The 12,732-nt window shown below is 69.4% G+C and carries 14 protein-coding genes; 2 read left to right on the top strand and 12 right to left on the bottom strand.

Translation table 11 applies throughout. The features are described from left to right. Positions 1-473 precede the first annotated feature (473 nt). The 3 genes from folD to DFP88_RS00250 are packed head-to-tail and all read right to left on the bottom strand — an operon-like array spanning position 474 to position 2,216. On the bottom strand, positions 474-1,376 hold the full coding sequence (gene folD, locus DFP88_RS00260) for a bifunctional methylenetetrahydrofolate dehydrogenase/methenyltetrahydrofolate cyclohydrolase FolD (protein ID WP_110812459.1): 903 nt from the start codon (positions 1,374-1,376) through the stop codon (positions 474-476). After that, entirely contained in the window at positions 1,373-1,966 is a 594-nt protein-coding gene (locus DFP88_RS00255; RefSeq protein ID WP_110812458.1) for an MOSC domain-containing protein, read from the bottom strand. The genes folD and DFP88_RS00255 overlap by 4 nt, the downstream gene beginning before the upstream one ends. A gap of 4 nt (positions 1,967-1,970) precedes the next feature. After that, on the bottom strand, positions 1,971-2,216 hold the full coding sequence (locus DFP88_RS00250) for a hypothetical protein (RefSeq protein ID WP_110812457.1): 246 nt from the start codon (positions 2,214-2,216) through the stop codon (positions 1,971-1,973). Between the two features lie 131 nt (positions 2,217-2,347). Between DFP88_RS00250 and DFP88_RS00245 the strand changes: the two genes are divergently transcribed. Beyond that, a complete protein-coding gene (locus tag DFP88_RS00245) occupies positions 2,348-3,094 on the top strand; it encodes a M48 family metallopeptidase (RefSeq protein ID WP_110812456.1) in 747 nt (248 codons plus the stop codon). A gap of 13 nt (positions 3,095-3,107) precedes the next feature. Here the strand turns inward: DFP88_RS00245 and trhA are convergent, their stop codons facing one another. The 4 genes from trhA to DFP88_RS00225 all read right to left on the bottom strand — a co-directional run bounded on the left by trhA (position 3,108) and on the right by DFP88_RS00225 (position 6,285). Then, positions 3,108-3,770 carry a PAQR family membrane homeostasis protein TrhA gene (gene trhA / locus DFP88_RS00240; protein WP_110812455.1) on the bottom strand — a complete coding sequence of 221 codons (663 nt, stop codon included), beginning with the start codon at positions 3,768-3,770 and terminating at the stop codon, positions 3,108-3,110. 70 nt (positions 3,771-3,840) lie between these two features. Continuing rightward, the gene (locus DFP88_RS00235) at positions 3,841-4,542 is read right to left on the bottom strand and encodes an EI24 domain-containing protein (RefSeq protein ID WP_110812454.1); all 702 of its coding nucleotides are present in this window, start codon (positions 4,540-4,542) and stop codon (positions 3,841-3,843) included. Then, positions 4,539-5,117, bottom strand: coding sequence for a nitroreductase family protein (locus tag DFP88_RS00230; protein WP_110812453.1), 579 nt, complete (start codon positions 5,115-5,117; stop codon positions 4,539-4,541). Before DFP88_RS00230 ends, DFP88_RS00235 begins: the two co-directional genes overlap by 4 nt. A 67-nt stretch (positions 5,118-5,184) precedes the next feature. Next, the gene (locus tag DFP88_RS00225) at positions 5,185-6,285 is read right to left on the bottom strand and encodes a class II histone deacetylase (RefSeq protein ID WP_110812452.1); all 1,101 of its coding nucleotides are present in this window, start codon (positions 6,283-6,285) and stop codon (positions 5,185-5,187) included. 66 nt (positions 6,286-6,351) lie between these two features. Here DFP88_RS00225 and DFP88_RS00220 point away from each other — a divergent pair, with 66 nt between their 5' ends. Beyond that, the gene (locus DFP88_RS00220) at positions 6,352-6,612 is read left to right on the top strand and encodes a DUF167 domain-containing protein (protein WP_110812451.1); all 261 of its coding nucleotides are present in this window, start codon (positions 6,352-6,354) and stop codon (positions 6,610-6,612) included. Positions 6,613-6,622: 10 nt separating this feature from the next. Here DFP88_RS00220 and DFP88_RS00215 read toward each other — a convergent pair whose 3' ends face one another. From DFP88_RS00215 to mgrA, 5 genes are all read right to left on the bottom strand, one after another. Then, on the bottom strand, positions 6,623-7,939 hold the full coding sequence (locus DFP88_RS00215; protein WP_110812450.1) for a TRAP transporter large permease: 1,317 nt from the start codon (positions 7,937-7,939) through the stop codon (positions 6,623-6,625). Further along, positions 7,932-8,522: a TRAP transporter small permease subunit gene (locus DFP88_RS00210; protein WP_110812449.1), complete on the bottom strand. Its 591-nt coding sequence runs from the start codon at positions 8,520-8,522 to the stop codon at positions 7,932-7,934. Before DFP88_RS00210 ends, DFP88_RS00215 begins: the two co-directional genes overlap by 8 nt. 73 nt (positions 8,523-8,595) lie before the next feature. After that, positions 8,596-9,609 (bottom strand): TRAP transporter substrate-binding protein, encoded by a 1,014-nt coding sequence (locus DFP88_RS00205; RefSeq protein WP_220032265.1) that lies wholly within the window; start codon positions 9,607-9,609, stop codon positions 8,596-8,598. A gap of 331 nt (positions 9,610-9,940) precedes the next feature. After that, positions 9,941-11,536, bottom strand: coding sequence for a glycoside hydrolase family 43 protein (locus DFP88_RS00200; RefSeq protein ID WP_110812448.1), 1,596 nt, complete (start codon positions 11,534-11,536; stop codon positions 9,941-9,943). An 85-nt stretch (positions 11,537-11,621) separates the two neighbouring features. Beyond that, entirely contained in the window at positions 11,622-12,659 is a 1,038-nt protein-coding gene (gene mgrA / locus DFP88_RS00195) for an L-glyceraldehyde 3-phosphate reductase (RefSeq protein ID WP_110812447.1), read from the bottom strand. Positions 12,660-12,732: the final 73 nt, after the last annotated feature.

Below are 12,732 nucleotides of genomic sequence, written 5' to 3'. Positions count from 1 at the left end.
CGAGCTCTTGTTGCCTGACGCTAAGTTTCTGATGAAGGCCTTCAGTGAATATGACTCATAGTGAGAACAGACGAAATCCGACTTGAATAGCGAGAAACACCGTTGCGACCTGCAGCACAGCAGCGGCGAGTGTAAAGAATGTCGCTCTAGGTTTATTGCCTTGCTCGGCAAGGACCCCGGATTTCCTACTGAGGTCTATTACCAAAGTCGTAAGAGACGAGAGGATCACTAGTACAGCAAGATCAAAGTAATTCATATTGCAAACCTGTTTCGCGCGCCCCTCATATTGACACGCTCGCCCTGCCAATGACGATCATTAATCGGACAGTCGCCAAACCAGATAGTGACCTCCGTTCGGCGACTGTCGGCAAGGGCAGCATACCGGACGACCACGATTTCTGGACATCTCCAATCTGCAACCAGAAAACCCGGGATGCGGCGCGCGAGGCCGGAGGGGTCGGGGACAACGCGGCTCAGGCGGTCAGGCCATCGGGGGCGGGCAGGCCATGGGCGCGGCAGCAGGCTGCCAGCGCATTGGCCAGCAGGCAGGCGATGGTCATCGGGCCGACGCCGCCCGGCACCGGCGTGATCGCGGCCGCGACCTGCGAGGCGGCGGCGAAATCGACGTCGCCGGTCAGGCGCTGCTGCCCCTCGGCATCGGTGACGCGGTTGATCCCGACATCGATCACCGTGGCGCCGGGCCTGATCCACTCTGCCTGGACCAGCCCCGGCCGTCCGGCGGCGGCGACGAGGATCTCGGCCCGGCGGGCGACCTGCGGCAGATCGCGGGTGCGCGAATGGGCGACGGTAACGGTGCAGCCCTCGCGCAGGAGAAGCTGCGCCATCGGCTTTCCGACGATGTTCGACCGGCCAATCACCACCGCCTCTCGCCCGGACAGATCGCCCAAGCTGCGGCGCAGCATCATCAGGCAGCCCAGCGGCGTGCAGGGCACCATGGCCGCCTGCCCCGTCGCGAGCCGGCCGATATTGGTGACATGAAAGCCGTCGACATCCTTGTCCGGCGCGATGGCGCCGATCACCAGCGCCTCGTCGATATGGGCGGGCAGCGGCAGCTGCACGAGGATGCCGTGCACATTGGGATCGACGTTGAGCTGGCCGATCAGCCGCAGCAGCGTCGCCTCCTCCGTCTCGGCGGGCAGGCGATGCTCGAAGCCGGTCATGCCGACCTCGCGCGTCATCCGGCCCTTGGAGCGGACGTAGACGGCGCTGGCGGGATCCTCTCCGACCAGAACCACGGCGAGACCGGGGGTCACCCCATGCTCTGTCTGCAGGCGCGCGACATGGCCCGCGACCTGCCCGCGCAGATCGGCAGCCATGGCCTTGCCGTCTATGACCTGCGCGCCGGCCCCGGTCATGACGCCCCGCCGGGCGCCCAGGCCCTTTGCCGCGGGACGTGCAGCCGCAGCGCGCTGCCGAGGTCGAGCCGGCCCGGCCGCTCCACCCAGGCGGTGACGCCGCGGCGGCCCTTCGCGGCGGCGCGGAAGCGCTTGCCATGGCCGGGCCGGGCCTCCTCGATGGTGGCGGAGACGATGTTGCAGGGCTCGTTCGTCATGTCGATGCAGAGGGTCAGCCCGCTTGCCGCCTGCAGCCGCGACGAAGGCGGCAGATGGCTGAAATCCGCGATCCCCTCGACCACCAGCGTGGCGCCGAGCCAGAGTGGATCCAGCCGCTCGAGGTCCAGCTCGGCGGCGATAAGGGCCATCTCCTCCTCCGAGACGATCGACAGCTGGCGGACGTTGCGGATCTCGGTGCCGCGGGGGTGCTGCTGGGTGACGCGGCTGCAGGAGGGGCGGGTCAGACCGGCATGCGCCTCGCCTTCGACCCCGGCGAAATCCAGCACCAGGTGATCTGCCGCCTCGGCCCGGACCCGCGGCGCATCGCGCGCGGTGGAGCGGCCGAGCCAGGTCACGGTGCAGGAATGGTCGGTCGGAACCAGCGCGGGCATGCCGTCAGTCCCGCTTCTTCATGCGGTAGATGCCCTCGGGCAGGTTCAGCGCGGCGGTCAGCTCGCGCGCCTGATCGGTCGAGAGGGTGATCCGCACGACGCTGTCGCTGCGGGCATCGTATTGCTCGAAGGTCACGCAATCCTCGAAGGCGCTGACGGTCACGTCCTCCTGCAAGGGGCCGGAGGTATCCGTGCCCTCGTCGACGAGGGTGACGACCGTGGCGTCGAAATCGTGCTCGATGGTGAACATGGACTGGATGCTAGGGCGGCGCGGAAGGCGGCGCAAGCGCGCGCGGCGATCACGCGGCTGGGACTGGCCTGCTGCTGCCGTAGCCCCTATGGTGGTGGCTGTCCCGCCCCCTCCCGGCCGGAGCCCTGTCTATGCCCCTGATCCGCCTTCTGCCGACGCTTTGCGTCTGCCTCGCCCTTGCCGCCTGCGGCAGCGTCACCGTGATGCCGCCTGCGCCCGGCCCTGCGCCGCAGGCGCAGCCGCAGTCCATCGGCACCGGCGCGCCCGAGGGCCTGGACCGCGACAAGGCGCGCATGTTCGTCGAGGTCGTGGACCGGGTGGAGCCGGTGGCCGAGGCCTTCTGCCGCGTCAATGCCGCGCCGGGCACCGATTGCGACCTGCGCATCGTCGTCGACGACCGGCCCGGCATCCCGGCCAATGCCTTCCAGACCCGCGACGCCTTCGGCCGGCCCGTCATCGCCTTCACGCTGGCGCTGCTGGACGATGTCGACAATGCCGACGAGATGGCCTTCATCCTGTCGCACGAGGCGAGCCACCACATCGCCGGTCACCTCGACCGGCAGAACGAGGCGGCGGCCGTCGGGGCCGATGTCTTCGTCCGGCTGGCCGGCACCTTCGGGCAGACCAGCCCCGAGGCCGTGGCCGCCGCCCAGCAGCTGGGCGCCGCCGTGGGCGCGCGCAGCTACAGCCAGGATTTCGAGCTTGAGGCCGATACCATGGGCACGGCGATTGCGGCGCGGGCCGGCTACGATCCGCTGCGGGGGGCCGATTTCTTCCTGCGCATCCCCGATCCGGGCAACCGCTTCCTTGGCACCCACCCGCCGAACGGCGCGAGGCGAGAGGCCGTGCGGCGCGCCGCGGCGCAGGCAGGTTACTGACACCCGGGCTGGGTCAGCCCAGCGCCTGAAGCCCCAGCGCGATGGCGGCGAAGAAGCAGCCCGAGGCCGCCAGCACGAAGCTGTGCCAGATGGCGTTCGAGAAGCGCAGGCTTTCCCAGCTGAAAAAGACCACGCCCAGCGTGTAAAGCAGGCCGCCCGCCACGATCAGCGCCAGCGGCACCGCCGGCAGCACCATGGCCAGCGGCCAGACCAGCGCGAGGCTGAGCCAGCCGAGGATCAGGTAAAGCACCGGCGCCATCCGGCCCGGCGCGCTCCAGAAGAAGACCTTGACCACGGCCCCCGCGAGGGCGAGCGCCCAGACCAGCGCGAGGATCGAATAGGCGAAGACGCTGCCGATCAGCACGACGAGCGGCGTGTAGGTGCCCGCGATCTTGAGGTAGATCGCCGCGTGATCCAGCCGCCGCAGCCAGGGACGCGGCCCCTCCCACGGGGTCATGTGGTAGCAGGCCGAGGCGAGGAAAGTCGCGATCAGCGCGCCGCCATAGACCGAGACGGCGGCGACCTGCCCGCTGCCCAGACCGCCGTGGCGCGCCGCGAAGACGATCAGCAGCACCGCGCCGGTGATCGCCAGCACCACGCCGAAGGCATGGACGATGCCATCGGCGACACGCTCCGGCAGGGCATAGGCGGGATAGGCGGGTTCGTTTGTCTGCATGACTGGGATCCTAATCTCGGCACCGCGGCGAAACCAGTCTGCGGCCAGAGTCCTTTCGATCAGGTCTCCGTCATCGCCCTCCCCTCGGCGCGGCGACGCGGTGGTAGAGATGCGTGAAGGCCGCGGCCCCCAGAACCGGCACCAGCAGGTTCATCACCGGCACCACCAGCGGCAGCGCCATCAGCACACCCGCCAGCCAGATCTGCCCGGCATGGCGGCGGCGCAGGGCCAGCGCCTGCGCCCGCCCCTCGCGCCGCAGGGCGGCGAGGGTGAAGTATTCCCGCCCCAGCAGCCAGCCGTTCAGCCCGAGGAACAGGAAAGGCCCTGCGGGCGGAAAGACCAGCGAGAGGGCGAAGACCCCGGCGTTCAGCGCCAGCATCAGCCCCAGAAAGCCGAGCGTGTCGCGCAGCCCCTGCAAAAGCGTGACCTGATGGGCGGCGGGCAGGCCCGGATACCAGCGGTCCTCGACCGCCTGCGCCACCTGATCGAGGAAGATCGAGGTGATCGCCGAGGCGACGGGGATCATCAGGAATACCGACAGCCCCAGCACCAGCAGCGCCGCGCCCCAGCCGGCAGCATCGTCGAGCCAGCCAACCTCGCCGAGCAGCGGCAGGCGCAGCGTCTCGGGCGCCAGCGCGCCCGCGCCCCAGAGCGCGGCGGCGCAGGCGCCGATCAGCAGCGCCAGCGTCAGCCCGACGCCCAGCGCCAGCACCCGCAGGAAGCGCGGATCGCCAAGCTGCCCCAGCACCCGCAGCAGATCGCGCAGGATCATTCGGCCAGCCAGGTCGTCAGCGCCGCGACATCGGGGCGCGGCCGCTCGGGCGGGGCGGAACGGGCGGTGCCGATGTGGATCACGCCGGCGACCTCCTCGCCTTCTGCCAGATCCAGCGCCTCGCGCCGGAAGGTCGCGTCATGGATCGCCCAGCCGGTCAGCCAGCTTGCGCCCCAGCCCGAGGCGAGGGCCGCGTTGACCAGCGACAGGCACACGCAGGCGGCGGAATGCTGCTGCTCGATCCGCGGCACGGGGCTCTCCTTCGGGGCCGAGATCACGGCCACGGCGAGGGGCGAGTCGGCGTATTGCGCGACCACCTTGTCGATGTCCCGCGCCTCGAGGCCCAGCGCCTCCCCCCGCGCCTGCGCCGCCGCTGCCAGCCGCCGCAGCGCCGGCTTTTCCAGCACGATCAGGCGCCATGGCTCCAGCTTGCCGTGATCGGGCACGCGCAGCGCGGCGGTCAGGATCGGCGCCAGCGCCTCGCGGTCCGGCGCCGGATCGGCCAGCAGCTTGGCGGGGCGCGAGCGGCGCGCGAGCAGGAACTCCATCGCGGCGGGATGTGCGGGTGTGGTCATAGGGCGTCCTCGTGTCTCTTCGCGCCCCATATCGGCGCTCGCGCGCCCGCCGCCAACCCGCCGCGCCTCAAAGAGCCTCGGCCATCTCCTCGATCAGGCCGAAGACATAGGCGTCGAACCCTTCCGATGGCTGGCGCTGCGCGAAGGTCTTGGCGAAGGGATCGGGCGCTTCTGTCCCGCTGCCGGACAGCACCTGCAGCACGGCATGGCCGCAGAAGGGCACGTAGGTTTCCGAATAACCGCCCTCGTGCACCATGGCGAGGCGGCCACCGCAGACCTCATCCGCCAGCGCCATGACGGAGCGGGTCATCTCGGCAAAGGTCTCGGCGGTGCAGAGCATCCGGCCCAGCGGATCATTCGCCCCGGCGTCGAAGCCGCAGGCGATCACGATGAGGTCGGGCGCGAAGGCGCGGATCTGCGGCAGCACCAGACGCTCCATCGCACGCAGGTAGGCGGCATGGCCGCATCCGGGCGGCAGCGGGATGTTGAGGTTCGCCCCCTCCCCCGCGCCGCGCCCGCGGTCCGCGAAATCCCCGGTATCGAGCGGGTAGTTCCGTTCCTGATGGATCGAGACGGTCAGCACCTCCGGATCCTCGTAGAAGATCGCCTCGGTCCCGTTGCCGTGGTGCACATCCCAATCCAGCACTGCGACGCGGCGCGTCAGCCCCTCGGCCTGCAGGGCGCGGATGCCGATGGCGATATTGGCCAGAAGGCAGAAGCCGTTGGGCCAGTCGGGCAGGCAGTGGTGCCCCGGCGGGCGGCACAGGGCATAGGCCTTGTCCTGCGCGCCCGAGGCGACGGCGCGCAGCGCCTCGCTCGCCATCCCCGCCGAGAGGGCGGCGATCTCGTAGCCGCCGGGGCCGAATGGCGTGCGCAGCCCCAGCTCTCCGCCGCCCGCGTCGGAGGCGGCCTTGAAGGCATCGAGGTATTCCGCCGGGTGGACGCGCAGCAGCGCCTCGCGATCCGCCGGCGCGGCGGAGGAGGTCTGAAGCTGGCCCAGCAGCCCCGTCGCCTCGGCGAGGTTCTTCAGCCTGCGACGGCTTTCCGGGCTTTCAGGCAGGCCGCCGGTGGCCATGGGCTGCACCCAGCCGCCCACGGGCAGCATCCCTGCGTAATTGCCGCCGCCGTGCCAGAAACAGCGCTCGTCCGTGTAAAATCCCGTGGTCATCCCTGCCCTTCCCTGCCGTGCGCCGTTAGTCTCGCGCCGCCCGCGCCCGCCTGCAAGGAGATGCCGATGCCGCCGCGCCCGCCCGACCTGTCGCACCTTGCCAGCCCCGGCGCGGCGATTGCCGTGCGGGTGACGCCCGGCGCCGGGCGCGATGCCGTGGCAGAGGCCGAGGGCGGCGTCGCGATCCGGGTGACCGCGGCGCCGGAGAAGGGCAAGGCGACCGAGGCCGCGCGCAAGCTGCTGGCCAAGGCGCTGGGTGTGGCGCCGGGGCGGCTGGCCCTGATCCGCGGCGCCGCCTCGCGCGACAAGGTCTTTCGCCTGGACTAGCGCCGGGCGATCACCTGTACCACAGGGCGATCTGCGGGAAGGCGATGACCAGCGCGAGGGCCAGAAGCTGCAGCCCGATGAAGGGCAGGAGCGAGGCGAAGATCGTGCCCAGTGAGATATCGGGCGGCGCCACGCTTTTCAGGTAGAAGGCCGCCGGGCCGAAGGGCGGCGACAGGAACGACATCTGCATGTTCAGCGAGAAGAGCACGCCGAACCAGATCGGGTCGTAGCCCAGCTCGACCACGATGGGGGTGAAGATCGGCACGGTCAGCAGCGCGATCCCGACCCAGTCGAGGAACATGCCCAGCACCACGAGGATCAGCATCATCACCAGCAGGACGACCAGCGGATTGTCCGAGACACCCAGCAGAAGCTGTTCGATGAAATGGATGCCGCCCATCAGGTTGTAGACCCCGATCAGCGCCGTCGCCCCCACGCCGATCCAGACGATCATCCCGCAGGTCCGCAGCGTCTGCAGCGCGGCGTCGGACATCATGCGCAGGCTGAACTCCCCCCGCAGCACGGTCGAGAGCATCACGCCGACGACGCCGATGGCCGAAGCCTCGGTCACCGAGGCGATGCCGCCGTAGATCGAGCCGAGCACGAAGACGACCACCAGGAGCGGCAGGATCAAGCCGCGCAGCAATGTCAGCCGCTCAGCCAGCGGGCGGGTATCGACCTCCTCCGGGACCGGCGCCTTGTGCGGCTGGAAGAAACCCACGAGCAGGACGTAGCCCGCGTAGAACCCTGCCAGCATGACGCCGGGCAGGAAGGAGGCGGTGAAAAGCTCTCCGATGGAGACATTGGCCGAGAGGCCGAAGATGATCAGCACGATCGAGGGCGGGATCATCGTGCCCAGCGCGCCGCCTGCGCAGACGATGCCGATGGCGAGCTTTCGGTCGTAGCCCAGCCGCAGCATCTGCGGCAGGGCGAGCAGGCCCAGAAGCACGATCTCGCCACCGATGATGCCGGACATGGCGGCCAGCACGACGGCGACCAGCAGCGTCTGCACGCCCACGCCGCCGCGGATCCGCCCCGCGACGAGACGCATCGCGTCGAAGAGATCCCGCGCGATCCCCGAGCGGTCGAGGATCGAGGCCATCAGCACGAACATCGGCACCGAGACGAAGACGTACTGCATGATGAAGGAATAGATGCGGGTCGTGACGATGGGCACGGCCATCGGGCCGAACCAGCCCAGCGCGAAGATCAGCGCCACGAGGATGGTGACGAAGGCCAGCGGCATGCCGGTCAGCAGAAGCACCAGCAGCATGCCGAACATCATCAGGCTGCCGCCGCCGATGCCCAGCGCGGAAAGGTCAAACATCGTCGATGGTCTCCGCGCTTTCGATTGGATGCGGCGTCTCTTCGGCCGGGTCGCGGCGCAGGTGCCGGATCGCCTGCAGGGCGAACTGCAGGCACATCACGCAGAGGGTGACAAAGAGCACCGCCTTCACGATGGCCGGGGTCGGCGGGTTCCAGGCGCTGCCGCTCGTCTCCAGCCGGAATTCTCCGCCGGCGGAGACGAAGCCCTTGAAGGCAAGGCTCCAGGCCGCCCAGGCCATGAGCGCGCAGGCCAGCGCCCCGATGACCGAGATGCCGACGTCGAACCAGCGGCGCAGGGCCGGCGAGAGGGCGTCGTAGATCAGCACGACCCGGATATGCCGGTCGAGCGCCAGGCAATAGGCGCCGCCGAAGGCGAAGCAGATCGCCGTCAGGGCGATCGTCGTCTCGTGCACCCATTGCGTCGGCGCATTGAAGCCGTAGCGCAGCACCACCTCGAGGAAGGTGATCGCGGTGATGAAGAGAAAGGCGAGGCTGACGACGCGCCCCAGCGGCGCCAGCCATGCCGAAAGCGGGTCCTGCGGCACGAGAACCGGGTCGCGGGCATTGTGGTCTTCGGGGTCCAAGACGGCCTCCTTCAAGGGCCGGGCGCTGTGCTCGCCCGGCCGGCCTCGTTGCGATCTGCTCTCGTGTCGAAGGCTAGAGGAGGCCCTGCTCAGACAGATAGGCCGTCAGGCTGTCATAGACGCGCTGGGCGTTGTCCGACCGCTCGGCGAAGGGGGCCCATTGCTCCTGCGCGATCTGGCGGAACTCGCGCTTCGCCTCTTCCGACCAGGTATGGATGGTGACGCCCTCGGTCGCGCGCAGCTCCTCGGCGACCTCCTCGTCGCGCTGCCCGATCCGCTCGGCCAGGGTATCCGCGTACCAGGCGACGGAGTCGGTCAGCAGCTGCTGGTCCTCCTCCGAGAGCGCGTCCCATTCCGCCGCGTTCATCGAGACCTCGTTGAGGGGCAGCGAATGGAAGCCCGGCCAGATCGGATGCATCGCCACGTCGTGCAGCCCCATCGAGTGGTTGGTGGCAAGCGTCGTGGCATCGGCGGCCGAGATCACGCCCTTGTCGAGCGAGGTGAAGACCTCGGACTGGGGCAGGTTCACCGGCGCGGCGCCGGCGGAGGCGAAGACCGACTGCACCATGCCCTCCGGCGCGCGCATCTTCACCCCCTGCAGGTCGGCAACCGAGTCGATCGGCACGGTCGAGGGGATCGCCTCGGCCGGCTGAGCGGCGGGGCCGATGAAGTGGACGCCGTAGGGCGCCAGGATCTCGTTATAAAGCTCGGTGCCGCCGCCCTCGTCGAAGAAGCCCCGCAGTTCGGCAGGCGAGGAATAGGCCCCGACCGGGTTGCCGATCAGCGCGAAGGCGGCATCCTTGCCGGTGAAATAGGAGCTGTCGGTGATATGCCCGTCGAGAATGCCCGCCCCCACGGCATCGAGCGTCTCGTTGTATTCGACGATGGAGCCCACCGGCAGCATCTCGATGCTGATCCGGCCGTCGGACATCTCGCCGACATGGGCCGCCCAGTCCTGCTGGATCTCGAAGGCGGCAGTGCCCGAGTTGTCGCTGCTCTGGAAGCGCATCTCGATGCTGTCCTGCGCCGCGGCACCCGAGGCCAGAGCCAGCGCGAGCGCGGTGGTCCCAATGAGTTTGTTGATCATGTCGTCCTCCCTTGAGCCTGCCCGGGCGCCATCAAACCCGATGACGCTCCCGGTACGGGCCTGGGATTACTCTGCGGAATGCGCGGCGAGGTTGCAAGCCGGCTGGATGGGCCGTGGTACGGGCCTCGCGCGATAGGTCCCCGGGCGCGCGGCGCGGCTGGCCGAGGGAGAGGGGGCGCTGCCTCCTCGGCCCTGCGGGCCTCACCCCCGGGATATTTCGAAAGAGAAGATGGGACGCGTCCGGGCGGAGGCGGGCCGCGCCGCGCTCGCGGCGCCCGGCCGAGGGGGGCTCGATGCCCCCGGAGGCCGGCCCCCTCGCCCGCGCGCGGCCTCAGGCGGGGTGGTAGCCGAAGCGGCGGACGCGCGCCTCGCGGGCTTGGCCGCTGGTGTCGAAGGCCAGGATCCCGACGAAGGCGCCGGTGAAGGAGGCATGCTCTCCGCGCCCGCCCTCGTCCGAGATCACGCTGGCGTCGAGCTGGGGTCCGACCGGGCGCCAGTCCCCCTCGTCCTGGCGGTAGAGGAAGCGCTGGCGCGCGCCCTCCACCTCGACCCGCAGCGAGACCGGCCCCTCCTCGAGCGCCACCGCCTCGCCCTGGCGGACCATCGCCTCGTTCTGCCAGTCGCCCGGGCAGGAGGCGATATAGAGCGCGCGGCCCAGTCCCGGCTCGTCGCTGATCAGGGCGGCGTGATACTTGTGCCGGTTGTAGTAGGTCACGAGGCCGGCGGCGTGCTGGTAATCCTCCGGCTCGATCTCGATCACCGTCTCGGCAGCATAGGCGGCATGCTCCTGCCGGCGCGCGACGAGCGACTGCTCGAACCAGCTGCCGAGGCTCTCGCGCCCGATCAGGGTCAGCGCCTCGGGATCGGTGCGGAACAGCCGCTCGGGATAGGGGCTGCGCAGCCACTGGAACTCGGGCGGCAGGCTGCCGGAGAAGACGCGCTCCACCGGCGCGTCGCGGTCCGGACCCGCCTCGGCGCCGCTCGGGGCCGGCACCTCTAGGCGGGGCACCATGCCGCCCTGCTTCAGCCAGAGCCAGCCGTCGCGCCATTCGACCTCCTCGAGGCCGGTCTCGCGGCCGGTGGCGCAGAACAGGCCCTTCGGCCCCTGCTGCGGGCGGCCCATCAGGAAGCTGTGGTAGTGCCGGCCCCAATGCGTCTCGACATATTGGCCGTGGCCGGTACGCTGGATCGGCCCGTCGCTGCCGGCGGCGCAGATCACGTGCCGCTCGGGGTGGGTCTCGTAGGGGCCGGTGATCGCGCGGCTGCGCGCCATTGTCACGGCGTGATCGTAGCCGGTCCCGCCCTCGGCTACGGTCAGGTAATACCAGCCGTCCCGCTTGAAGAGGTGCGGCCCCTCGGTCAGCCCGCGGTCGGTGCCGTGGTAGATCACCTGGGAGGTGCCCAGCAGCCCCTCCTCCGGGGACCATTCCTGCAGCAGGATGCCGTCGAAGCTGTCGTTGGCCGGGTTGCCGCCGGTGCCGGAGCCGCGGTGGTTCCAGCGCAGGTTCACGAACCACTTGCGCCCGTCGTCGTCGTGGAACAGCGACGGGTCGAAGCCGCTGGAATTGACGTACCAGGGATCGCACCAGTCGCCGTCGATGGTGCTGCAGGCGGTGATGTAGTTATGCGCGTCCTTGAAGCTGCCGGTGACGCGCTTCACGTCCGTGTAGACCAGCCAGAACCGGTCGCCGTCATGGCTGAGGCAGGGGGCCCAGATGCCGCCCGAATCCGGATCGCCGCGCATGTCGAGCAGGGCGGCCCGGTTCAGCGGACGCGCCACCAGCGTCCAGTTCACCAGATCGCGGCTGTGGTGGATCTGAACGCCGGGGTACCATTCGAAGGTGGAGGTGGCGATGTAGTAGTCCTCTCCCACCCTCAGGAAGGAGGGGTCGGGGTTGAACCCCGGTAGCACCGGATTGCGGATCATGGTCTTTCGTCCTTCCTGGCCGGCTGCCCGGCCCTCATGGCATGACGGCGCCGCCGGCCCTCCCCGGCCCGCGGCGCCGCGCGGATCAGGCCTCTCCCGAACCTTCGGAAGAGCTGGCCCAGAGGTTGATCTTCTCTTCGTCGGCGTAGTCGTCGATCGCCTTCAGCTCTTCCTCGGAGAAGTCGAGGTTGCCGACGGCCCCGGCGCAATCTTCGACCTGGGAAGGTTTGGAGGCGCCGATCAGGGCGCTGGTGATGCCGCCCCCGCGCAGCACCCAGGCGATGGCCATCTGCGCCAGCGTCTGGCCGCGCGCTTTGGCGATATCGTTCAGCTTGTTCAGGTTCTCGACCGCGCGATCCGAGATCATGTCGGGATCGAGGCTCTTGCCCTGCGTGGCCCGGCTGCCTTCCGGGATGCCGCCAAGGTACTTGCCGGTCAGCATGCCCTGCGCCAGCGGCGTGAAGGCGATAGAGCCGACGCCGAGGTCGGTCAGCGTGTCCTTCAGCCCGTCACGTTCGACCCAGCGGTTCAGCATGTTGTAGCTGGGCTGGTGGATCAGGCAGGGCGTGCCGAGGTCCTTCAGGATCGCCGCCGCCTCGCGCGTGCGCTCGGCGTTGTAGCTGGAGATCCCGGCATAGAGCGCGCGGCCCGAGCGGACGATGTGATCGAGCGCGCCCATCGTCTCTTCCAGCGGCGTCTCGGGATCGAAGCGGTGCGAGTAGAAGATGTCGACGTAGTCGAGGCCCATCCGCTTCAGCGACTGGTCGCAGGAGGCGATCAGGTACTTGCGGCTGCCCCAGTTGCCGTAGGGGCCGGGCCACATGTCGTAGCCGGCCTTGGAGCTGATCAGCAGCTCGTCCCTGAGGCCTGCGAAATCGGTGCGCAGGATCTCTCCGAAGGCGGTCTCGGCGCTGCCGTAGGGCGGGCCATAGTTGTTGGCGAGGTCGAAATGCGTGATGCCGTGATCGAAGGCGGTCTGGCAGATCGCGCGCTTCGTCTCGTGCGGCGTGTCGCCCCCGAAGTTGTGCCACAGCCCAAGGCTGACCGCCGGGAGCTTCAGCCCCGAGGTTCCGCAGCGACGATAGACCATCCGCTCGTAGCGGTTCTCGGCCGGTGTATACATGGTGCCCCCTTGCGGCCGCCCTCCTCCGGGCCGGCCTATCCTCGGGGTAGAATGCATCGCGCAGCCGGGATGT

Origin of the sequence: Pseudoroseicyclus aestuarii, from assembly GCF_003217255.1 — a bacterium.
Taxonomy (GTDB): domain Bacteria; phylum Pseudomonadota; class Alphaproteobacteria; order Rhodobacterales; family Rhodobacteraceae; genus Pseudoroseicyclus; species Pseudoroseicyclus aestuarii.
This window is presented reverse-complemented; position numbering and strand designations above follow the sequence as displayed.